General features: G+C 73.1%; 19 protein-coding genes. 9 read left to right on the top strand and 10 right to left on the bottom strand.

Annotated features, from left to right (window positions below):
* The first annotated feature begins 77 nt into the window (after nt 1–77).
* Together L1785_RS17025 and L1785_RS17020 are read left to right on the top strand one after the other, a co-directional pair.
* A complete protein-coding gene (locus L1785_RS17025) occupies nt 78–1,559 on the top strand; it encodes an ATP-binding protein (protein ID WP_236090563.1) in 1,482 nt (493 codons plus the stop codon).
* The gene (locus L1785_RS17020) at nt 1,556–2,260 is read left to right on the top strand and encodes a response regulator (RefSeq protein ID WP_236090482.1); all 705 of its coding nucleotides are present in this window, start codon (nt 1,556–1,558) and stop codon (nt 2,258–2,260) included. Before L1785_RS17025 ends, L1785_RS17020 begins: the two co-directional genes overlap by 4 nt.
* A 19-nt stretch (nt 2,261–2,279) precedes the next feature.
* Here the strand turns inward: L1785_RS17020 and cobA are convergent, their stop codons facing one another.
* The 6 genes from cobA to L1785_RS16990 all read right to left on the bottom strand — a co-directional run bounded on the left by cobA (nt 2,280) and on the right by L1785_RS16990 (nt 9,141).
* On the bottom strand, nt 2,280–3,533 hold the full coding sequence (cobA, locus tag L1785_RS17015; RefSeq protein WP_236090481.1) for a uroporphyrinogen-III C-methyltransferase: 1,254 nt from the start codon (nt 3,531–3,533) through the stop codon (nt 2,280–2,282).
* Nucleotides 3,526–4,473, bottom strand: coding sequence for an ABC transporter permease (locus L1785_RS17010; protein WP_236090480.1), 948 nt, complete (start codon nt 4,471–4,473; stop codon nt 3,526–3,528). The genes cobA and L1785_RS17010 overlap by 8 nt, the downstream gene beginning before the upstream one ends.
* Entirely contained in the window at nt 4,463–5,272 is an 810-nt protein-coding gene (locus L1785_RS17005; protein WP_236090479.1) for an ABC transporter ATP-binding protein, read from the bottom strand. Before L1785_RS17005 ends, L1785_RS17010 begins: the two co-directional genes overlap by 11 nt.
* A gap of 5 nt (nt 5,273–5,277) precedes the next feature.
* On the bottom strand, nt 5,278–6,381 hold the full coding sequence (locus tag L1785_RS17000) for an ABC transporter substrate-binding protein (RefSeq protein ID WP_236090478.1): 1,104 nt from the start codon (nt 6,379–6,381) through the stop codon (nt 5,278–5,280).
* Nucleotides 6,382–6,550: 169 nt separating this feature from the next.
* Nucleotides 6,551–7,408 carry a phosphoadenylyl-sulfate reductase gene (locus tag L1785_RS16995; protein ID WP_236090477.1) on the bottom strand — a complete coding sequence of 286 codons (858 nt, stop codon included), beginning with the start codon at nt 7,406–7,408 and terminating at the stop codon, nt 6,551–6,553.
* Entirely contained in the window at nt 7,405–9,141 is a 1,737-nt protein-coding gene (locus L1785_RS16990; RefSeq protein ID WP_236090476.1) for a nitrite/sulfite reductase, read from the bottom strand. Before L1785_RS16990 ends, L1785_RS16995 begins: the two co-directional genes overlap by 4 nt.
* Nucleotides 9,142–9,578: 437 nt before the next feature.
* On the opposite strand from L1785_RS16990, the gene L1785_RS16985 reads away from it, so the two are divergent.
* Both L1785_RS16985 and L1785_RS16980 read left to right on the top strand, forming a co-directional pair.
* The gene (locus L1785_RS16985) at nt 9,579–9,932 is read left to right on the top strand and encodes a hypothetical protein (RefSeq protein ID WP_236090475.1); all 354 of its coding nucleotides are present in this window, start codon (nt 9,579–9,581) and stop codon (nt 9,930–9,932) included.
* A 55-nt stretch (nt 9,933–9,987) separates the two neighbouring features.
* Nucleotides 9,988–10,470: a DUF456 domain-containing protein gene (locus tag L1785_RS16980; RefSeq protein WP_236090474.1), complete on the top strand. Its 483-nt coding sequence runs from the start codon at nt 9,988–9,990 to the stop codon at nt 10,468–10,470.
* A gap of 12 nt (nt 10,471–10,482) precedes the next feature.
* Here L1785_RS16980 and L1785_RS16975 read toward each other — a convergent pair whose 3' ends face one another.
* Nucleotides 10,483–11,013 carry a PaaI family thioesterase gene (locus tag L1785_RS16975; protein WP_236090473.1) on the bottom strand — a complete coding sequence of 177 codons (531 nt, stop codon included), beginning with the start codon at nt 11,011–11,013 and terminating at the stop codon, nt 10,483–10,485.
* A gap of 354 nt (nt 11,014–11,367) precedes the next feature.
* Between L1785_RS16975 and L1785_RS16970 the strand changes: the two genes are divergently transcribed.
* The 5 genes from L1785_RS16970 (at nt 11,368) to L1785_RS16950 (ending at nt 19,134) form a co-directional block, all read left to right on the top strand.
* Nucleotides 11,368–13,371, top strand: coding sequence for a S9 family peptidase (locus L1785_RS16970; protein ID WP_236090472.1), 2,004 nt, complete (start codon nt 11,368–11,370; stop codon nt 13,369–13,371).
* Nucleotides 13,372–13,396: 25 nt separating this feature from the next.
* Nucleotides 13,397–13,825: a GNAT family N-acetyltransferase gene (locus tag L1785_RS16965; protein ID WP_236090471.1), complete on the top strand. Its 429-nt coding sequence runs from the start codon at nt 13,397–13,399 to the stop codon at nt 13,823–13,825.
* A gap of 50 nt (nt 13,826–13,875) precedes the next feature.
* A complete protein-coding gene (locus L1785_RS16960) occupies nt 13,876–14,646 on the top strand; it encodes a class I SAM-dependent DNA methyltransferase (protein WP_236090470.1) in 771 nt (256 codons plus the stop codon).
* Nucleotides 14,647–14,685: 39 nt separating this feature from the next.
* Nucleotides 14,686–17,382 (top strand): DNA helicase PcrA, encoded by a 2,697-nt coding sequence (gene pcrA / locus L1785_RS16955; RefSeq protein ID WP_236090469.1) that lies wholly within the window; start codon nt 14,686–14,688, stop codon nt 17,380–17,382.
* Between the two features lie 237 nt (nt 17,383–17,619).
* Nucleotides 17,620–19,134, top strand: coding sequence for a hypothetical protein (locus L1785_RS16950; RefSeq protein WP_236090468.1), 1,515 nt, complete (start codon nt 17,620–17,622; stop codon nt 19,132–19,134).
* On the opposite strand, the gene L1785_RS16945 is transcribed toward L1785_RS16950, so the two are convergent.
* Genes L1785_RS16945 through L1785_RS16935 form a run of 3 tightly spaced genes read right to left on the bottom strand, consistent with a single transcriptional unit; the run spans nt 19,094 to nt 20,993 of the window.
* Nucleotides 19,094–19,642 (bottom strand): hypothetical protein, encoded by a 549-nt coding sequence (locus L1785_RS16945; RefSeq protein WP_236090467.1) that lies wholly within the window; start codon nt 19,640–19,642, stop codon nt 19,094–19,096. The genes L1785_RS16950 and L1785_RS16945 overlap by 41 nt on opposite strands.
* On the bottom strand, nt 19,639–20,313 hold the full coding sequence (locus tag L1785_RS16940) for a DUF4352 domain-containing protein (RefSeq protein WP_236090466.1): 675 nt from the start codon (nt 20,311–20,313) through the stop codon (nt 19,639–19,641). Before L1785_RS16940 ends, L1785_RS16945 begins: the two co-directional genes overlap by 4 nt.
* The gene (locus tag L1785_RS16935; protein ID WP_236090465.1) at nt 20,310–20,993 is read right to left on the bottom strand and encodes a hypothetical protein; all 684 of its coding nucleotides are present in this window, start codon (nt 20,991–20,993) and stop codon (nt 20,310–20,312) included. The genes L1785_RS16940 and L1785_RS16935 overlap by 4 nt, the downstream gene beginning before the upstream one ends.
* Between the last annotated feature and the right edge of the window lie 46 nt (nt 20,994–21,039).

Below are 21,039 nucleotides of genomic sequence, written 5' to 3'. Positions count from 1 at the left end.
CGCCTCCCCCGGGACCCTGAAATCCCGGCAGGGGTGCGCTCCGGGGACCCAGGACGTGCCACGATCGGGGGGTGACGATGCCGATCCCGGCGCCCGCGGAGGCGCCCGCCGCACCGACCGTCCGGCCGCCGTTCCTGCGGCCGCGGCGGGGCCGTGTGCTGGGCGGGGTCGCTGCGGGTCTGGCCGCTCACCTGGGTGCACCGGTCGGGCTGGTGCGGCTCATGCTGGTCCTGCTGACGCTCGCGGGCGGCGGCGGCGCCATCGTGTACGTGTTCTGGTGGGTCACGGTCCCCTCGGGGGATCCGTTCGCGCCGGACGCGGTCCCGACGGCCCGGCAGCGGCTCGCGCCCCGTCTGGACACGGCCGCCGCGGCGGGGGTGGCGACCGAGGCGGGCGCGGGACCCGGCGTCGGCCCTGCAGGGGCCCCGGGCGGGTACGCACGACCCTCGACCCGGTTCGCGCCCGACTCGGTGGTGGGCCGCGTGCGGCTGTCCGGGCCGGTGACGCGCCTCCCGCTCCGCGACATCACGATCGGCGTGGTCCTGCTGTCCGGCGCGGCGCTCCTTCTCGCGGTGCGGGCGGGCTGGGACCCCGCGGCGTCCTGGACCCTGCCGGCCTTCATCGCGCTCGGCGGCCTGGCGCTCGCCTGGAGCCAGCTCGACGCGCGGCAGCGCGGGCAGTGGCTCGGGATGCCGGGCGACGGCATCGGCGTCCGGACTCGTGCCGGGGTGCTGCGCCTGGTGGGGGGCATCCTGCTCGTCGTGGTCGGCGTGCTCTTCCTGGTGGGCCAGGAGGCGCCGCTGGGCGCGCTCGTCATGGCGACGGTGTCGTCGGTCGCGGTGCTGGCCGGCGTCGCGCTCGTGCTGGCGCCCGTCTGGTTGCGGCTCGTCCGGGAGCTGGGCGACGAGCGCGCGGCCCGCGCCCGCGAGGCGGAGCGCGCCGACATCGCTGCCCACCTTCACGACTCGGTGCTGCAGACCCTCGCGCTCATCCGCGCCCGGGCCGACGACCCGGACACGGTCTCGCGCATGGCCCGCGCGCAGGAGCGCGAGCTGCGCGAGTGGCTCTACGACGACAGGAAGGCGCCCGGCACGTCGCTCGCCGCCGAGCTGCGCGGGCTCGTGGGTGACGTCGAGGACTCGGCCGCGCCCACGACGATCGACGCCGTGGTCGTCGGGGACTGCGTGCCGACCGACGGCACCGCTGCCCTGCTCCAGGCGACGCGCGAGGCGCTGGTCAACGCGGTGGCGCACGGCCGCCCGCCGGTCTCCGTCTACCTGGAGGTCGCGCCGGACGCGGCGGAGGTCTTCGTCCGCGACCGCGGCGACGGGTTCGACCTCGACGACATCGCGCAGGACCGCTTCGGCGTGCGGGAGTCCATCCTCGGGCGGGTGCGCCGGCGCGGCGGCTCGGCCGAGGTGGAGAGCCGCCCCGGCTGGGGTACGGAGGTGCGGCTGCGGATGCCGCTCTACGCCGAGGTCCCGGCGACCAACGGCGCGGCGCGGCGGGTCTCGACCAGCTCGACCAACGGGTCGACGACGGAAGGTGCGACATCATGACCGAGCCGACCGAAGCGACCGCCCCGCCGTCGGGCGACACGGGTGCCACCGGCCCCGTGCCCGTGGTGCTCGTGGACGACCACCACCTCTTCCGGACCGGGGTCCGGGCGAGCCTCGACGAGCGCGTGATCGTGGTGGGCGAGGCGGCGGACGTGGACCAGGCCGTGGCCGTCGTGCACCGGTTCCAGCCGCCCGTGGTGCTGCTCGACGTGCACCTGCCTGGTGGGAACGGGGGCGGCGGCGCAGAGGTCGTGCAGCGCTGCGCCGACGTGCGCGACCACGTGAAGTTCCTCGCGCTGTCCGTGTCCGACGCCGCCGAGGACGTCGTGGCCGTGATCCGCGCCGGCGCGCGCGGGTATGTCACGAAGAACATCTCGGGTCCGGAGCTGTCGTCGTCGGTGCTGCAGGTCGCCGGGGGCGACGCGGTCTTCTCTCCGCGCCTGGCCGGCTTCGTGCTGGACGCGTTCGGCACGGGGGCGAGCGACATCGCCGTGGCCGACGACGAGCTCGACCGGCTCTCCAAGCGCGAGCAGGAGGTCATGCGGCTCATCGCGCGTGGCTACTCGTACCGCGAGGTCGCCTCGGAGCTGTTCATCTCGATCAAGACGGTGGAGAGCCACGTGTCGGCGGTGCTGCGCAAGCTGCAGCTCTCGTCGCGGCACGAGCTCACGCGGTGGGCGGCGGCGCGCCGGCTCCTGTGACCCTGAACGCTGGTGGTGGCTACCGGGGCTCGGGGCGCAGCCGGACGACGTCGCCCACAACCACGACCGCCGGCGGCCGTACGCCCGCCTCGGCCGCGCGGGCTGCGATCGTCGCGAGGGTCCCGACGGTGGTGCGGCGTCCGCCGTCCTCCACGACCGCGACCGGCGTCTCGGCGGGCCGCTCGGCCGTGACGAGCGCGGCCGCGGTGTCCGCGAGCCGCGAGACACCCATGAGGAGCACGAGCGTGTGGTCGGGCCCGCCGGGGACCGACGCGGCGCCGTCGTGCCCGGTCAAGACGCTGAACCCGCGCGCGACGCCGCGGTGCGTCACCGGGATGCCGGCAGCGGCGGGCACCGCCACCGCCGACGTGACGCCCGGGACGACCTCGACCTCGATGCCGTGGGCACGGCACGCGGCCAGCTCCTCCCCGCCGCGGCCCAGCACGTACGGGTCGCCGCCCTTGAGGCGCACGACGTCGCGGCCCGCGAGGGCGTGCTGCACCAGCAGGGCGTTGATCTCGTCCTGCGGCACGGGGTGGTTGCCGGACGTCTTGCCGACGTCGACCACCTCGACGTCGGGCGCGAGAGTCTCCAGGAGGGAGCGCGGCCCGAGCCGGTCGACCACGACGACGTCCGCCTGCGCGAGCAGCGTGCGGCCCCGGGCCGTGATCAGGCCCGGGTCGCCCGGCCCGCCCCCGACGAGCGCCACGCGCCCGGGCGTGCCCGCCGACGTCGTCGGCCGGACCCGCCGCAGCGGCAGCGCCCCCGACTCGAGCTGCGCGGCGACCGCGTCGCGGATGCGCTGCGCCCGCCGCGGGTCGCGCCCGGCCGACACGGCGACGGTCACCTCCTCGCGGTCCGAGCCCGTCCGAGCGACTGCCGGGACCCACGCCGTGCCGAGCTCGGCGTCGCCCGCGGTGATGCAGAACGTGCGCGACGCCTCCGCGTCCGCCGCCACCCGTGCATCCACCGCGGCGTCGCCCGTCGCGGTGTGCACCAGCCAGGCGCCGTCGAGGTCGCCGGCGCGGTAGTCGCGCAGGACCAGCTCGACGTCCGCCTCCGCGATCTCCGGAACCGCCGCGGGCGCCACGACCCGGACCTGCGCCCCGGCTGCGACGAGACCGCGCACGCGGCGCGCCGCGACCGGCCCGCCGCCCACCACGACGACGAGCCGGCCGGTGACGCGCAGCCCCAAGGGGTAGACGTCAGGGCTTCCTGGGCTTCCGCCCGGCCGGGGGACGCCTGGACCCTGCGGGAGGCGCTGCTCAGGCATCGGTGGCCAGCCCGCGGCGGCGCAGGATGGTGCGTTCGATGGGCGCGAAGAACACGAGCTCGATCACGATGCCCACCACAAGGATCAGGATGATGGCGACGAACACGATCGACATGTCGGCGAGCTCGCGCCCCTGCTGGAGCAGAGCGCCCAGGCCGAACCCGATCGACCCGCCGACCGCGATGATCTCCGCCGCCATGAGGGAGCGCCAGGAGAACGCCCAGCCCTGCTTGAGCCCGGCCAGGTAGCCGGGTAGCGCGGCGGGCAGGATCACGTCCTTGACCAGCGCGACCGGTCCGGCGCCGAGCACGCGCCCGACCCGCCGGAACAGCGGCGGCACCTGATCCACCCCGGCGACCAGCCCGTTCACGACGGACGGCACGGCGCCCATGAGCACCACGAAGTACACGGTCGCGTCCGAGAGCCCGAACCAGATGATCGCCGCCGGCACCCACGCGACGGACGGCAGCACCTGCAGGCCGGTGATGATCGGCCCGAACGTGACACGCACCCAGCGCACCCGCGCCACGATGATGCCCAGCGGCGTCCCGATGGCCACCGCCGCCAGGAACCCGAGCACGCCGCGCGAGAGCGACGTGCCGAGCGCCTCCCACATCGTGCCGGACGCGGTCGCGCGGGCGAGCGCCTCGGCCACCTCGCGCGGGCCGGGCAGGTTCCAGATGGGCTGCACCTCGAGCCACACGACGACCTGCCACACGGCGAGCAGCAGCACGACCGCCAGCACGGGCGGGTAGACGGCCCGCAGCGCGGCGGCGCCCCGGCGTCGGACCGGGGCCGTCGCGGTCTGGAGGACGTCGCGGCCGGCCTCGACGTCGGCCAGGTCGGTCGTCGAGCCCGACGCCGGCTGGTCGCCCGGGCGCACCGAGTCGCCCCGGGCGCCGGCCGGGCGGGCCGGCGTGATCTCTTCCTCAGCGAGCATGGCGGCGGATCTCCTCACGCAGGTGGTCCGTGATCTCGATGGACAGGGCGGAGACCTGCGGCGACTCGATCCGGCGCTTCTCGTGCTCACCGGCAGGGGTCACGGGCCACTCCCGCACGATCCGTCCCGGGCGGGACGACATGAGCAGCACCCGCTGCCCCAGCCGGACCGCCTCGCGGACGTTGTGGGTGATGAAGACGACGGTGCGACCGGTGGTCGTCCAGATGCGCTCCAGCTCGTCGTGCAGCAGGTCGCGGGTGATGGCGTCGAGCGCGGCGAACGGCTCGTCCATGAGCAGGACGTCCCGCTCCTGGGCGAGGGCCCGCGCGAGGGCGACGCGCTGGCGCATGCCGCCCGACAGCTCGTGGACGCGCTTGCCGGCGGCGCCGTCGAGGCGCACCAGGGCGAGCAGCTCCTCGACGCGCTGCTCGCGCTCCGCTCGCGGCACGCCACGGAGCTTGAGCGCCAGCTCGATGTTGCGGCCCGCGGTGAGCCACGGGAACAGGGCCGAGTCCTGGAACATCAGGGCGGCGCCCTTACCGGGGGCCGCCCCGCCCACCTCCACGTCCCCCGCGGTGGGTGCCTCGAGCCCGGCCACGATGTTGAGCAGCGTGGACTTGCCGCACCCGGACGCGCCGAGCAGGCACACGAACTCGCCCGGCGCGATGTCGAGGTCGATCCCGTCCAGGACGGGCGGGCCGTCGGGGGCGAACCGCTTGGTCAGGCCGCGGAGCCGGACGGCGGGCGCGGTCTCGACGGCGGTGCCGGTACCCGACGCGGGGAACGTGGTGGTGGTCATGCGGACTACTCCTTGCCGAGGCCGGCCGCGGAGACCGGGTCACGACCCTCGTCAGCGAGCACGCTGTTGAGGATCGACAGGTCGTAGATGCCGTTCAGGTCGGCCTCCTGGGTGGTGCCGGCGGTGACGCCGTCGGCGAGGAGCTGGTCCAGGGTGCCGGCGAGCGGGTCGACCGTGAACGAGATGTTCTCGAAGGCCCGGTCGAGCACCGCGTCCGAGAGCGGCTTGCCCGACTCCTTCTCGATCTCGCCGTTGACCAGCACCTTGGCCTGCTCGGTGTCGGCCTCGATGGCGTCGATCGCGGCGAGCTCGCCCCGGATCAGCGCCTCGACGGTCTCAGGGTGCTGCTCCAGGTACTCCGTGGCGACGATGAGGTGAGTGGTGAGGAACTCGCCGTCGTCCCACAGGTCGGCCTCGTCGACCAGGACGTGCGCTCCGGCGTCGAGCACCAGGCGGGAGGCCCAGGGCTCGGGGACCCAGGCGCCGTCGATCTCGCCGTTCTGGAAGAGCGTGAGCGTCTGCGCGTTCTCGGTCGGGGTGACCGCGACGTCGCCGCCGCCCTGGAGGTCGTTCGCGAGGCCCTGCTCGCTGAGCCAGGCGCGGAGAGCGACGTCCTGCGTGCCGCCGAGCTGCGGCGTCGCGATCGCCGTGCCCTTGAGGTCCTCCGGCGAGTCGATCCCCTCGCGGACGACGAGCTGGGCGCCGCCCGACGTCGAGCCGGAGACGATCCGCACCGACTCGCCGTTCGACTTCACGTACGCGTTGATGGCCGGGTTCGGGCCGATGAAGGTCGCGTCGATGGCGCCCGCGTTGAGTGCCTCGATCGCGGCCGGGCCGGCGTTGAACACCTGCGTGGTGAGCTTCGTCTCGCCCAGGGCGTCCTCGAAGTGGCCGCCCGCGACGCCCACGAGGGCGGGCGCATGGGTGACGTTCGCGAAGTAGCCGAGCCGCAGCTCGGCCGCCGGGCCGGTCGAGGCACCGGCGTCGGAGTCGGAGTCGGCCGCGGAGCTCCCGCCGCAGGCGGCGAGCCCGAGCACCAGGGGGAGGGCGGCGACGGCGGCCGCGATCCGGTGTGCGTAGGGGGCGCGGGCGGGGGACTGCTTGGTCATGGTGGTCCTTCGGAGTCTGACTCGGATGAGTCGGGGGGAGAGGGTCAGGGTCGAGGCGCGCGCCGACATCGCACGCACGCCGTGGTCGTCCCGACTGCCATGCCCGCGGTTCGCGCCGGGTTCACCGGTCGAACGCTCATCTCGCTCCTCTTTCTCGGTCGTGCGGTGCTCATACGTGCAACCCGCACTCGGTCTTGTCGAGCCCGGCCCAGCGGCCCGAGCGGGAGTCCGCCCCGGCCTCCACGCGCCGCGTGCACGGCTCGCACCCGATCGACGGGTAGCCCTCCGACAGCAGCGGGTTGACGATCAGGCCGTGCTGCCGCACGTAGTCGGCCACCTGGTCGTCGGACCAGCCCGCGAGCGGGTTGATCTTCACGACGCCGTTCTTCTCGTCGAACGTCACGAGCGGTGCCGTGGCCCGCGACGCGGACTCGCCGCGCCGGAGCCCCGTCGCCCACGCCTCGTAACCCTGCAGGGCGTCGTGCATCGGGGCGACCTTGCGCATCGCGCAGCAGGCCTCCGGGTCACGCGCGAACAGGTCCTTGCCGTGGGCGGCGTCCTGCTGTTCCACCGACAGCCTCGGCTTCACGTCCACGACGTGCACGTCGAGGTCCAGCTCGACGGCGCCCCGCGTGCCGAGCGTCTCCGCGAAGTGGTACCCGGTGTCGCCGAACAGCACGTCCACCCACGGGAGCTGCTGCGAGACGAGGTGCGCCAGCACCGTGTCCTGCATCGAGGACGCCACGGCCAGCCCCGGACCGAACTCGCGCACCGCCCACGCGACGACCTGCTCGGCCGTCGCCTCCGCGGTGGCGTCCGGTGCGGCACCGGGGAAGCCGGCGCCGTGCAGCTCCGCCTGACCACGCGCGGCGATGGCGCGCAGCTCGTCGAGGCTCCGCCGTCGTCGGGAGCCCCCGGCGCGCTGCGCCTCGTAGGCCTCGCGGGCTGCGGTGCGCGCCGCCTGGCGCGCCTGCGCGCGGGCGCGGAGCTGCGCCAGCCGGTTGTCCGACGTCGTCTCGGCGGTCATCGCAACGACTCCTCGTCGGCCCGGTGTGCCCACTGCGCGAACGTCTCGTCGCCGTCGCGGTCCTTCTCGAAGCGGGTCACGACGCGCTCCACGTAGTCAGCGATGCCGTCGGCCGTGACCTTCAGACCGCGGACGGTCCGGCCCAGGCCGGCCTCCTCGCGGTCCTGCGAGGCGAGGCCGCCGCCCAGGTGCACCTGGAAGCCGGGCACCTGGCTGCCGTCGTCGTCCGTGACGAGCTGGCCCTTGAGGCCGATGTCGGCCGTCTGGATGCGTGCGCACGAGTTGGGGCAGCCGTTGACGTGCAGGCTGATCGGCTTGAGCGCCGACACGTCGCCCAGTCGCTCCTCCAGCTGCGTGATCGCCGTCGCGGCGGTCGCCTTGGTCTCGACGATCGCGAGCTTGCAGTACTCGATGCCGGTGCAGGCGATGGTGCGGCGGCGGAACTGGCTCGGGTTCGCCTGCAGGCCGAGGGCGTCGAGCTCCGTGACCAGGGACTCGACCTTCTCGGCGGCCACGTCCAGGACCACGAGCTTCTGGTGCGGGGTGAGGCGGACCCGGAGGGAGCCGTGCGCCTCGGCGACGTCGGCGACGGAGGCGAGGATGTCGCCCGACACGCGGCCCACCGTCGGCGCGACTCCCACGTAGAAGCGCCCGTCCTTCTGCTCGTGCACACCCACGTGGTCGCCCTGCTGGTCGGGGACCGGCGCTGCCGGGCCGTCCGGCAGGGCACGGCCCAGGTACTCGTCCTCGAGAATCTGCCGGAACTTCGCCGGACCCCAGTCCGCGAGAAGGAACTTCAGGCGCGCCTTGTTGCGCAGCCGGCGGTAGCCGTAGTCGCGGAAGATGCGGACGACGCCGTACCAGACCTCGGGGGCGTCCTCCGGGGTGACGAACACACCCAGCCGCTCCGCGAGGCGCGGCGCCGTCGACAGGCCGCCGCCCACCCAGAGGTCGTAGCCGATCCCGAGCTCGGGGTGCTGCACCGCGACGAACGAGATGTCGTTGATCTCGTGCACCACGTCCTGGCTCGGGTGGCCAGTGATCGCGCTCTTGAACTTGCGGGGGAGGTTCGACAGCTCCGGGTCGCCGATCCATCGTTCCTGGATCTCGTTGATGATCGGCGTCGGGTCGATGAGCTCGTCCTTCGCGACGCCGGCGACCGGGCTGCCCAGGATCACGCGGGGGACGTCGCCGCAGGCCTCCGTGGTGCTGAGCCCGACCGACTCGAGGCGGCGCCAGATCTCCGGCACGTCCTCGACCTGGATCCAGTGGAGCTGGATGTTCTGCCGGTCCGTCAGGTCCGCGGAGCCCCTGCCGAAGTCCCGGCTGATGCCGGCGATCGTGCGCAGCTGCTCCGTGGTCAGGGCGCCGCCGTCGATACGGACGCGCAGCATGAAGTAGCGGTCCTCGAGCTCGTGCGGCTCCAGCGTCGCCGTGCGGCCGCCGTCGATCCCCGGCTTGCGCTGCGTGTACAGGCCCCACCAGCGGAACCGGCCGTGCAGGTCGTCACCCGGGATGGAGTCGAAGCCCTCCCGCGCATAGGTCTGCTCGATGCGCGCCCGGACCTCGAGGGGGTCGCTCTCCTGCTTGAACTCCTCGTTGTGGTTCAACGGCGCAGTGCCGTCGACCTTCCACTGGCCGTTGGGCTTCGTGGCGCGCGGCGGGCGGACCGTCGCGGTGGCGCGGTGAGGTTCTGCGGGGGCGGCGGTGGTCGCGGGCCGGGGGGTGACCATGGGGATCCTCGTCGTCGTCGTTCCGGAGCGGGGCGGCGCACGACGACCGAGGATCGGCTACCCGGGTTGAACCCCGCTTGGCCGGTCTCCGACGGCGCGCGCCGACAGACAGCAGCGCGCGCTACACATCAGAAGCCCGGTCATGTGGGAGACGGTATCCCGGGGTGGGGGTACCCCGGAACAGCCTGTCCACATAGTGGATGTTGATGCCTAATATTGAGACGGCCTATGAGTCGCGGCGGCCGGCCGGCCGACGACGGCGGTGCCGCCCACGGTGGATCCGCGCTGATCGGCGCGTCGGCCCGACCCGCGAGGGGGCCCTGCGGGGTGCTCGTGGGTCGATCGGGTGAACTCCTGATCGGCCGGCCGCCGACGGCGGGGGCGCGGGGCCGTCCCGATGAGGGTGCGTGTCACCGGCAGCCGATAGGCTGCCCGGCATGGAGTTCCTCTATGACGTCTTCGTGTTTGCGCACTTCGCGAGCTGGGCCCTCGTCTTCGGCGGGACCATCGCCTCGATGCGCACCAAGGCGCTCTACAAGGCGGTCATGCACGGCGCGTGGGGCGCGGTCGGCGCGGGCGTGATCATGGTCGGCATCGCGGAGATGGCGGACCTGCCTGCCCTGGACGGGACGCCGATGGCGAAGATCGGCGTCAAGCTCGCCGTCGCCGTCGTCGTGGCGGTCCTCGCGACGCTCGCGGTGCGCAAGGGCGAGAACGTCTCGACCGGCCTCAAGGGTGCCGTCCTGGGACTCACCCTCGTGAACATCCTGGTTGCGGTCTTCTGGCACTGACGGCACGCCGTAGCACCCTGACGCACGCGCGGACTACCGAACGGAGAACTGAACAGTGAGCTGGTGGGGCGAGCTTCTCGTCGGCATTGCCATCTTCGTGGGCCTGATCGGCACCGTCGTCCAGGTGCTACCGGGGAACATCCTGGTGGGGTCCGCGATCCTCGTCTGGGCGATCCTGACGGGCGGCCCGGGTGCCTGGGTGGTGTTCGGCATCGCGGCCGCGGCGATCGTCGCCGCCGAGGTGGGGCAGTGGATCCTCGCCGGCAAGCACATGCGTCGCGCGGAGGTGCCGTGGACGACGCTCGCGCTAGCGGGCATCGCGGGCATCGTCGGGTTCTTCGTGATCCCCGTCGTCGGCTTGTTCCTGTTCTTCGCGGGCGCGATCTTCCTGGTGGAGCTCGCGCGCCGCAAGGACCGCCGCGCCGCGTGGGAGGCGACGAAGGCGGCCCTGCAGGCGACGCTCATCACGATCGGCGTTCAGCTCCTCGGTGGCCTCTTCGCCGCGGGGACCTGGGTGGTCGGCCTCTTCGTCACGTGACCGTGACGGCCGTCAGCGGCCGGGCGGGAGGTCGAACACCAGCAGCGTGCTGGTCGCCGTCGCGACCAGGTTGCCTGCGGCGTCGGTCACGACGCCTTCGGTGAACCCGACGCGTGACCCGGTCTTGATCACGGTCCCCGTCGCGGTCAGCGTGCCCGACGACGCGAGCACCGGCCGCAGGTAGCTGACCTTGATCTCGACCGACGTGTATCCCTTGCCCTGCGGCAGCGTGCTGTGGATGGCGCAGCCGGCCACGGAGTCGAGCAGCGTGCACACGAGTCCGCCGTGCACGGTGCCGATCGGGTTGTAGGCGGACCGGTCGGGCTCGCACGTGAACACGACGCGCCCCTCCTCGACCTCGACGAACTCCATCTTCATCAGGTCGGAGATCGGGGGCGGCGGCAGCTCGCCGTCGAGCACGGCGCGCAGGTAGTCGATCCCCGCGAGCTCCAGGCCCATGGCGGCGCTGCGCTCGGGGTCGTACCAGGTGACGGTGCGGGTGCTGGGCTCGCCCCAGCTCGGGGGCACGGCGGGAAACGTCATGGGGTGACGCTATTCCACGAAGACCGGTCGCCCTGACACTCGCGCGTCATGTCGCGGGGGTGTCCGGGAGTCCGATCGGGGCTGGTGGGTTGGCGAGCACGTGGTCGACAGGGCATCGATCCCGCCGCCACGCAGCCATGTCGGCGTCGAGCCACGTCATCAGGGACCCCGGTCGCCTCTGACGCTCAGGCGTTATGCCGCCGGGGTTTCGCCTTTTGCCGGGACACCTCGGTCCTCTATCAGGCCTCGCCAGGATAGGGAGTGACCAGCGATCCCGCTCGGCAGCCCGGCCGGCCTGTGGACAACCGGCCAGCCACCGGCATGTCCGGGTGGCCCGCGGGTAACCTCGCCCCCATGCAGCCTGCAGACCTGCCTCTCATCACCACGGTCTCGTCGCCCACCGTGCACCCCTCGGGGGCGTTCGCCGTCGTCGCCGCGACCCGGCCCGACCTCGACGCCGACGCGTACGTCGGCCAGCTCTGGACCGTCCCGCTGGGTGACGACACCTCGGCCCCGCGCCGCCTGACGCGCGGCTTCCGCGACACCGAGCCCCAGGTCTCGCCCGACGGCGACCTCCTCGCGTTCCTCCGCGCCGAGCCGAAGGGCGCACCCCAGCTCTTCGTGATGCCCGCTACCGGCGGCGAGCCGGTGCAGGTGACGGACCGCAAGCTCGGCGTCGGCGAGTTCCGCTGGTCGCCCGACGGTGCGCGTCTCGCGTTCACGAGCCGCGAGCCCGAGCCTGGCCGGTACGGCTCCGTCGAGGGCATCGACGGCGGTGCCGAGGCGCCGCGGCGGGTCACCACCTGGCAGTACACCCGCAACGGCCTGGGTTACCACCTCGACCGGCCGCAGCACGTGTTCCTCGTGGACACCCCGGACGTGTGGGCCGAACCGGTGGTCCAGCCCGTCGCGACAGCGGAGGGCCCCGCGGAGAAGCGCCCGGTCGTGACGGAGCCGCGCCGGGTCACGGAGGTCGTGACGGACCACGGGTCGATCGCCTTCTCGCCCGACGCCGCGTCGCTCGCGGTGGTCGCGGCCGTCCACCCGGGCGCGGACGAGGACCTGCGATCAACGGTCCTGCTCTTCGACGTCGCGGAGGTCCCGTCGGAGGGCCCGTTCGACGCGGCGGACGCGCTCGCCGGCCCGGACGGGGTGGTCACGGACCTGTCGGTCTCCGGGGTGGGCTTCGACCTCGAAGGTCGGCTGTACGTGCTCGCGTCGGAGGTCGGCCCGGACGGGCGCGACTTCGTCGCGCGCAACACCGGCCTCTTCCTCGTCGAGGGCGGCCGGGCGCGGCGCCTCACGGACGCGGCCCACGACCTGGGTGGCGCGGTCGTCGCCGTGCCCGACGGTGTCCTGGTCACCTCCCTCGAGCGCGGCACCACCCAGGTGGTCAAGGTGTCCGACGACGGCGCCGTCACCCCGCTGACCAGCGGCCCCGTGCAGGTGTCGGGGATCGGCGCCGGCGGCGGCGTGGTGGCCGTGAGCTACGCCGACCCGCAGACGCATGGCGACGTCGCGGTCCTCGTCGAGGGAGGCGAGCTCCGCCGTCGGACGGACTTCTCCGCGGCGCTCCGCAAGGCGGGCCTGGTGCTGCCGACCGAGCTGACCGTGAGCGGGCGCGACGGCTACGCCGTCCACGGGTGGGTCGCCGTGCCGGAGGGGGACGGCCCGCACCCGACCCTGCTGATGATCCACGGCGGGCCGTTCGCCTCGTACGGCCCCGCGCTGTTCGACGAGACGCAGGTGCTCGTGGACGCCGGCTACGCGGTCGTGTACTGCAACCCGCGCGGCTCTGCCGGTTACGGGCAGGAGCACGGCCGGGCGATCCGGCAGGCGATGGGCACCGTCGACCTGCACGACGTCCTCGACTTCCTCGACGGCGCCCTGGCCGCCGACCCGCGGCTGGACGCGACACGGACGGGCGTGCTCGGCGGGTCCTACGGCGGGTACCTCACCGCCTGGACGATCGCGCACGAGCACCGGTTCGCCGGAGCGATCGTCGAGCGCGGCTTCCTCGACCCCGACACGTTCTTCGGGACGAGCGACATCGGCTGGTTCTTCGGGCACGAGTACGTGGGCCTGTCGCCCGAGCTGGTGGCGGCGCAGAGCCCGCAGGCGGTCGCCGCTTCGGTGAAGACCCCGGCGCTCGTGCTGCACTCCGAGCAGGACCTTCGCTGCCCGCTGTCACAGGCGGAGCGGTACTACGCGACGCTCAAGCGCAACGGTGTCGAGACGGAGCTCGTCATCTTCCCCGGTGAGAACCACGAGCTGTCCCGGTCGGGCCGCCCGCGCCACCGGGTGCAGCGGTTCGAGATCATCCTCGACTGGTGGGCGAGGTACCTGCCGGTGGGCTGACGCCTCGTCGTGCGACGATCCCCGCGTGGAGATCGTCGTCGCGTCGTTCGAGGAGCTGGCTCCTGTCACCGCCTACCGGATGTGGCAGCTGCGCGAGCGGGTGTTCGTCGTCGAGCAGCAGTGCCCGTATCCCGACCTGGACGGCCGGGACGTCGAGCCTGCGACGCGGCACGTGGTGCTGCTCGACGGCGGGGCCGTCGTCGGGTGTGCGCGGGTGCTGGACGACCGCGACGTGTGGCGCGTGGGCCGCGTCGTGCTCGACCCGTCGGTGCGCGGGCGCGGCCTCGCCGACGACGTGATGCGCGCCGCGCTGGGCCTCACGGGCGACCGCGACGTGGTGCTGGACGCGCAGTCGCCGCTCGCCGGCTGGTACGCCAAGCACGGCTTTGAGGCTGACGGCGACGAGTTCCTGGAGGACGGCATCCCGCACACGCCGATGCGGCTGCGCCGCTAGCGAGGAAAAGACCCTGACCCGACCTGGTTGCGCGGGCTAGCGTCGCAGGCATGGACGAAGTCATCGACGACCCGGCCGACGGCTGGTTCCCCGAGACCGTGGCGGCACGGTACGACGTCGGCCGCGGCGGCGCGAACGACCCCGCCGAGATCGCGCGGACCGTGGATCTCCTCGCGGACCTCGCGGGCGACGGGCCCGCGCTCGAGCTCGCGATCGGCACCGGGCGCATCGCCGCGCCGCTGGCGCAGCGCGGTGTGCCGGTGCACGGCATCGAGCTGAGCCGGGCGATGGCCGCGCGGATCGCGGGCAAGCCGGGCGCCGAGCAGATCGGCGTGACGATCGGCGACATGACGACCACGCGCGTGCCGGGCGAGTTCTCCCTCGTCTACCTGGTGTTCAACACCATCTCGAACGTCACCACGCAGGACGGCCAGGTCGACGTCTTCCGCAACGCCGCGGCGCACCTGCGGCCCGGCGGGTGCTTCCTGATCGAGGTCGCGGTGCCCGACCTCCGGCGCATGCCGCCCGGGCAGGACACCGTGCCGTTCACCGTGGCCCCGGACGAGGAGGGCGGCGGCTACGTGGGCTTCGACCGGTACGACGTCGTGACGCAGGAGTTCACGTCGAACCACGTCACGGTCACGCCGGACGGCCGCGGGGAGTTCCGGAGCATCTCGTTCCGGTACGCATGGCCCGCCGAGATGGACCTCATGGCCCGCATCGCGGGTTTGCACCTGTCGCACCGCTGGGCCGACTGGAACCGGTCCCCGTTCACCGCGGACAGCACCGATCACGTCTCGGTGTGGGAGAAGGCGGGGTGAGCGCATTCGTGTCGGTGGTGACGCCTAGGCTTGGTCCCGATGACCTCGCTCTTCGACTCCCTGCCTCTTCCCGGCCTGAACCTTCCCGTTCCGCCGGGTGACGAGTCGCGCCTGCCGCGCACCGCACCCCGCTGGGACGAGGGCGGGGAGCCCGCCCCTGCGCCGGACGAACCCGACTGGCTGGCCGGCCTGCCGCACCAGGAGGAGGCGCCGCGTGCCCGCGGCGCGTACGCGCACCTCGACCCGGACGAGCTGCTGGAGGGCCTCAACCCGCAGCAGCGCGTGGCGGTGGTGCACGAGGGCGGGCAGCTGCTGATCGTGGCGGGGGCCGGTTCGGGCAAGACGCGCGTGCTCACGCACCGCATCGCCTACCTGCTGGCGACGGGCCGGGCCCGGGCGGGCGAGATCCTCGCGATCACGTTCACGAACAAGGCCGCGGCGGAGATGCGCGAGCGCGTCGAGAACCTCGTGGGGCCCTCGGCGGGGCGCATGTGGGTCTCCACGTTCCACTCGGCGTGCGTGCGGATCCTGCGGCGGGAGGCGTCGAACCTTGGCCTGAAGTCCAGCTTCAGCATCTACGACGCGGCGGACAGCCAGCGTCTCATCACGATGGTGACGCGCGAGCTGAACCTCGACCCGAAGAAGTACCCCGCGCGGGGTCTCGCGAACAAGATCAGCGACCTCAAGAACGAGCTCGTGGATCCGGAGACGTACGCCCAGGAGACGGGCGCGCACGCCACGGAGGAGGGGCTCGCGGCGCGCGGCGCGAAGGTCCCGGAGTTCGACCAGGTCCTGGCGGACGTGTACGCGCGCTACCAGGCGCGGCTCTCCCAGGCGCACGCCCTGGACTTCGACGACATCATCATGACGACCGTGAACCTGCTGCAGGCGTTCCCGAACGTGGCGGAGCACTATCGCCGCCGGTTCCGCCACATCATGGTGGACGAGTACCAGGACACGAACCACGCGCAGTACGTGCTGGTGCGGGAGCTGGCGGGGGTGACGGCGGAGTCCGCCGCGGCCCGTGCGGGGGAGGACCCGCAGGCGATCGCGCTCGACCCTGCGGAGCTCACGGTGGTGGGCGACGCAGACCAGTCGATCTACGCGTTCCGCGGCGCCACGATCCGCAACATCCTCGAGTTCGAGGCCGACTACCCGGCCGCGACCACCGTCATGCTCGAGCAGAACTACCGCTCCACGCAGAACATCCTCACGGCGGCGAACGCCGTCATCTCGCGCAACCGTGATCGCAAGCCCAAGCGCCTGTGGACGGACGCGGGGGCCGGCGCCAAGATCATCGGCTACGTCGCGGACGACGAGCACCAGGAGGCCCGCTTCGTCGCCGAGGAGATCGACCGGCTGGGTGACGCCGAGCGCGTGCGACCGGGCGACGTCGCGATCTTCTACCGCACCAACGCGCAGTCCCGTGCGCTCGAGGAGGTGCTGGTCCGCGTCGGCCTGCCGTACAAGGTCGTGGGCGGCACCCGCTTCTACGAGCGCCGCGAGATCAAGGACGCCATCGCCTACCTGCGCGCCCTCGCGAACGTGGACGACGACGTGAACCTCCGCCGGGTGCTCAACGTTCCCAAGCGCGGCCTGGGCGACCGGGCCGAGGCGCTCGTCGCGGCGCTCGCCGACCGGGAGCGCACCTCGTTCGGCGCCGCCCTGGAGCGCGCGGAGGAGGTGCCCGGCATGACGACGCGCACGCTGAAGCCGCTCCTCGTCTTCCGCGAGATGATGACGGACCTGCGGGCGCTCGTCGACGAGGGCGCCGCCCCGGCCGTGATCCTCAGCGCGGTCCTCGACCGGACGGGGTACCTGGCGGAGCTGCGGGCGAGCGACGACCCGCAGGACGCGTCGCGCGTGGAGAACCTCGCCGAGCTCCACGCCGTCGCCACCGAGTTCAGCGACCTCGACCCCGAGGGCGACCTCGCGGACTTCCTCGAGCGGGTCTCGCTCGTCGCGGACAGCGACCAGATCCCCGACGAGGACGTCGCCGACGGCGCTGCCGAGGAGCACAAGGAGGAGCAGGGCGTCGTCACGCTCATGACCCTGCACACCGCGAAGGGCCTGGAGTTCCCGGTGGTCTTCCTCACCGGCATGGAGGACGGCACCTTCCCGCACATGCGCTCGCTGCACGACGACGGCGAGCTCGCCGAAGAGCGCCGCCTCGCCTACGTCGGCATCACCCGGGCACGCGAGCGGCTGTACGTGTCGCGGTCTGCCGTGCGCGCCGCCTGGGGCATGGCGAACGAGTTCCCGCCGAGCCGGTTCCTCGACGAGATCCCCGACGAGCTGTGGGACTGGCGGCGGCGCGAGTCCTCCACGCAGGCGATCCGGTCGGGCGGGTCCGTCTGGGGTGGCGGTCGCGGCGGGTCCTCGTGGTCGGGCTCCGGTGGGGGTTCGTCCTCCGGCCGGCGCGCATCGTCTGGTGGGTACGGGTCGGGGGCGTCCGGCTCCGGCTCGTACGGGTCCGGCGGGGGCTCCGGTGTCCGCGCTGCGGGGCGGCCGGGAACGGGAGCCGGTGCCGGAGTCTCGGGCGGCGGCCCGCGCTTCGGATCGGTCGACGTCCAGAAGGACGTCCCGAGCCTGGCGGTCGGCGACCGGGTCACGCACGACGCATACGGGCTCGGCACCGTCGTCGACGTCGAGCCGAACGCCGTCGTGAAGATCGACTTCGGCGCGGCCGGGACGAAGCGCATCGCCCTGAAGTACACGGTGGTCACCAAGCTGTGACGCCGTAGCGTCCGGTCGAGGAGTCCTCCTCCGGCCTCGCCTGGGCTGGATCTTTGGTCGTTTCCTTCACCGGACTGCCGGGCCCTGCTCGGCGACGTGAAGGGCATCAACCTCTACTTCAACGAGGGCGCGCACGTCCTGGTCGGCCGCGGCCTCACGCAGAGCGGGCGGACCGAACACGGCAGAACGCCCGGATAGGGCACGGGCGGAACGCCCGGATACGGCATGATTCGCGCCATGCGTGACTTCCTGTCCATCCTCGCCCGTGCCGGTCGCGTCTTCGGCGCGCACTGGCCGGCCCTGCTCACGCTCGCATGTTGCGGGGCGGCAGTGCGCGGCGGGGCGCACTGGGCGGCCGTCGTCCTCAGCAACCAGAACTCGTTCGCGGCGCAGGCGCTCCTCGTGCTGCAGCCGATCGCGTTCCTCGTCGCCCTCGTCGCGATGCTGCGGGTGTGCGGGCGCTCGCTCGAGCACGTCGCGGCAGCCTCGCAGGTCACGGCTCCGACGTCGGCGACCGAGGGCCGGCCGCGCCGCCTGCTCGACGTGTCGATCAGCCTCATCGTGCCGTTCCTGTTCGTCTACGCGGGGCTCGGTCTGCTCGACGGGGACCGGGAGACGTTCCTCAACGAGGCGGCGTACGCGGAGTTCAACCAGTTCGGCACCAACGTCGACATCGACTACGACTCCCGCCTCGGCTTCTACTCCGTCCCCGTGATCGTCGGGATCGTGGCAGGGGCCTGGGTGGTCAGGTGGCTGCTCGGTCTCGCGGACCGCCGGTGGGGATTCGTGCTGTTCGCCCTGGTCGGGTCGCTCGTCGAGGTCCTGTGGACCGGCCAGCTCGCGGCCTACGCCGGCGCGCTGCAGTACGACGTCACAGGATGGACCGAGGAACGGCGCGGCGCGTCGTGGGCCGTCGCGGCCTACGAGTCGGCCATCGAGGCCGCCGGCCCGCTGGCCGACGGCGTCGCCGCCGTGGGCGGCCTGCTCGGCGCCATGATCGGCTCGGCCGACGTCGTCATCGTCATCCCCCTCGGTCTGCTCACGATCAGCGCCGTGGTGCTCGGCCACCAGACCATGGGCGAGCCCGAGGCCGCCACCTGGACCGGAGCGATGAGCAGGGTGCCAGGGCCGGCCCGCTCGGCCCTCCGGTCACTCACCGCCGACCTGCGCTCCCGGTGGTCCGCGTTCCGCGAGGGCCTGCGCATGCTGAGCGGGGCGGGGCTCGTGCCGATGCTCCTGTGCTGCCTGGCCGTGCTCGTCGTGCTCCGGGTGGACCTGGCGCTGTCCTGGGTCGTGCGGGCGGTCGTCGGCCCGAGGCCGACGAGCACCTGGCTCGCGTTCTCGCCCTGGGAAGGCTCCGCGGGGCTGGCGCTGGCGTTCGCACTGCTCGCCCCCCTGCTTGCGGCGATGACCGACCGCCTGGTCGCCAGCGGAGTGCTCCCGGCCGAGGCGGTCGAGGACGCACCGGTAGCGGACTCACCCGTGGAGGATGCCCCGGTCGGATACGCGCCCGTCGGCTACGGGTACGCACCGGCCGGGCACGCGCCCGTGCAGCAAGCACCGGTCGGGTATGGGTACGCACCGGCCGGGCACGCGCCCGTGCAGCAAGCACCGGTCGGGTATGGGTATGCGCCGGCGGGGTACGCGCCCGTCGGGTACGCACCCGTGGACGACGCGCTCGACGACCAGACGCACGTCGCCTACCGGCCCTTCAGTGCCGGAGATCCAGACGGACGTACGACCAGCCGATGAACGCGACCCACACCTCGACCGGCTCGGCCTCGGCGTCGGTCAGCACCACGGTGGACGCCTCCCAGGTGTCCGACGGCGGGCGGGTGGTGGCGGTGTCGTCGTCCTCCGGCACGCACGGGTCGGCGATTCCGTCCCCGTACCGCACGCCGTCCTCGGTCACGAGGATCACGTCGCAGCCCACCAGGTCTGTGTCCGGCGGGGCGGACAGCTCCAGGTCCACCTGGTAGGCGGCGCTACCGGTCGGCACGAGATTCCCGTCGATCGTGTTGTCCGCCGGGGCGATGTCGAGCACACGCAGGGTCGCCTCCTGGGAGATCACGACGCCGTCGATGTCCGTGAACGTGTCCCGGTAGGTCGCCGCGCCGCCCGGGGCGGCGTGGTCGAGCTCGTGGTGCAGCCCGCTCTGCCACCAGAACGTCTCGACGCGACTCGACGAGGCTGCGAGCATCGCCGCGACCGCGCAGGGCAGGGCCACCAGCCACAGGCCGTTCCGTCGCCACCAGGTCATGAGCCGGCCTCCTCGTCGTCGGTTCCGCCCAGGTCCACGGGCAGCGGTACCGGGGTCGCGGGACCGGAAGGGACAAGGACCGTGCTGGCACCTTCGCCGTACTGGAGCTCGAGTACGTCCTCCGCGTCCCAGAGCCGGCCCGCCGTGGCAGGGTCGAGACCGAGGTCCACGAGGGCCACCGCGTCGCGGCGCTGCCCGGAGTGATCGCTGTGGGCAACTCCGCGGCCAATCCGGAAGCGGGCGCCCTCGAGCGCGTCCTTGGGCAGGTCGAAGCAGTAGACGGCGTCCAGGTCCACGCCGGCGGGCGCATCGCTCGACGACGAGCACTCTGCCCGGTCCGCGGGCTCGTACAGGCGGCCCTCGCCGTCGACGACCTCGACCCCGAGGAACTGGGTCGTCTCACGGGTCGGGCGCGCCGTGACGTCCACGACGAGGAAGGTGCCGGCGGCGGCGGCGACGTCGCCGAAGGCCACGATGCTGTCGGCGGCGCGGACCTGCCGCACCGTGACGTCGGCGTAGTCAAGGCTGACCGTCGCGCCGACGACGCCCTCGCTCACGAACGGAGCGTCCACAGCCAGGTCCGGCGGAGCGAGGACCGTGATCGCCGTGCCCGCGGCGACGGCCGCTGCCACGGCCGTCGCCCGCGCCACAGCGACGCGGGCGCGCGTCACGACCGGACCTCCGCGTCCTGGGTCAGATCCTCGACGGGGAACACCCCGGAGTAGGCGCCGTCGCCGGTCTCCAGCCAGAACTCGTTGTCGAGCCGGAGCGCGCCCTCCTCGATCCACTCCACGACGTCGATCTCCAGCGTGATGGTGCTGCCGTCCCAGCCGGCCTCCTGCTCCCAGGCAAGCACGACGCGGTGCGTCAACCCCGGGGAGAAGGGGCTGGGGTCGGTGCCGTCGACAGCCCGCACGAGCCAGGGAACGGGACGGTCCTCCTCGTCCACCCGTGTGAAGGTATCCGGGGGCGCGACCGCTCCGTCGGCGGGTGCGGGCATCGCGTCGGTGAGGGTTGCGCTCCCCTCCGGTACGTCGCTCGTGTTCGTCACGTCGGCGACGACGGCGAGCACGCGGTTGCCACCCTCGGGCTCGATCAGGTACCCGAGCTCCGGGATCACCGCGACCTGCCGGATCGTCACCTCGAACGGCCCCACCAGCACGGTCTCGCCCGTGACCAGCGGCTCCGGCTCGGGCTCGTCCCTCTGGTAGGCCCCGGTCGGCACCAGCGCCAGTGCCAGGGCCGCGCCCGCGGCAGCAGACCGCTGCCCGGGGCTCAGCTGGATGCCGGCCCGGCGCCGGGCATGCCGGGCTCCCTTGGCAGGGTCGAACAGGATCCGGGGGGCGGTCATGCCGCAGATCGTAGCGGCGACATGCCAGGTATGAGCCGATTCGAGA

The sequence above is a fragment of the Antribacter soli genome, assembly GCF_021568775.1.
Taxonomy (GTDB): Bacteria; Actinomycetota; Actinomycetes; order Actinomycetales; family Cellulomonadaceae; genus Antribacter; species Antribacter soli.
Note: the sequence above shows the minus strand (reverse complement) of the source record. Positions and strands in the feature narration are given on the sequence as shown.

Coding starts and splice junctions, on each gene's coding strand:
- L1785_RS17005 (WP_236090479.1), bottom strand. CDS start 5,272: ATGACCACCACCACGTTCCCCGCGTCGGGTACCGGCACCGCCGTCGAG.
- L1785_RS16970 (WP_236090472.1), top strand. CDS start 11,368: ATGCAGCCTGCAGACCTGCCTCTCATCACCACGGTCTCGTCGCCCACC.
- L1785_RS16985 (WP_236090475.1), top strand. CDS start 9,579: ATGGAGTTCCTCTATGACGTCTTCGTGTTTGCGCACTTCGCGAGCTGG.
- L1785_RS17000 (WP_236090478.1), bottom strand. CDS start 6,381: ATGACCAAGCAGTCCCCCGCCCGCGCCCCCTACGCACACCGGATCGCG.
- L1785_RS17025 (WP_236090563.1), top strand. CDS start 78: ATGCCGATCCCGGCGCCCGCGGAGGCGCCCGCCGCACCGACCGTCCGG.
- L1785_RS16945 (WP_236090467.1), bottom strand. CDS start 19,642: ATGACCTGGTGGCGACGGAACGGCCTGTGGCTGGTGGCCCTGCCCTGC.
- cobA (WP_236090481.1), bottom strand. CDS start 3,533: ATGCCTGAGCAGCGCCTCCCGCAGGGTCCAGGCGTCCCCCGGCCGGGC.
- L1785_RS16975 (WP_236090473.1), bottom strand. CDS start 11,013: ATGACGTTTCCCGCCGTGCCCCCGAGCTGGGGCGAGCCCAGCACCCGC.
- pcrA (WP_236090469.1), top strand. CDS start 14,686: ATGACCTCGCTCTTCGACTCCCTGCCTCTTCCCGGCCTGAACCTTCCC.
- L1785_RS16935 (WP_236090465.1), bottom strand. CDS start 20,993: ATGACCGCCCCCCGGATCCTGTTCGACCCTGCCAAGGGAGCCCGGCAT.
- L1785_RS16960 (WP_236090470.1), top strand. CDS start 13,876: ATGGACGAAGTCATCGACGACCCGGCCGACGGCTGGTTCCCCGAGACC.
- L1785_RS16995 (WP_236090477.1), bottom strand. CDS start 7,408: ATGACCGCCGAGACGACGTCGGACAACCGGCTGGCGCAGCTCCGCGCC.
- L1785_RS16950 (WP_236090468.1), top strand. CDS start 17,620: ATGCGTGACTTCCTGTCCATCCTCGCCCGTGCCGGTCGCGTCTTCGGC.
- L1785_RS17020 (WP_236090482.1), top strand. CDS start 1,556: ATGACCGAGCCGACCGAAGCGACCGCCCCGCCGTCGGGCGACACGGGT.
- L1785_RS16990 (WP_236090476.1), bottom strand. CDS start 9,141: ATGGTCACCCCCCGGCCCGCGACCACCGCCGCCCCCGCAGAACCTCAC.
- L1785_RS17010 (WP_236090480.1), bottom strand. CDS start 4,473: ATGCTCGCTGAGGAAGAGATCACGCCGGCCCGCCCGGCCGGCGCCCGG.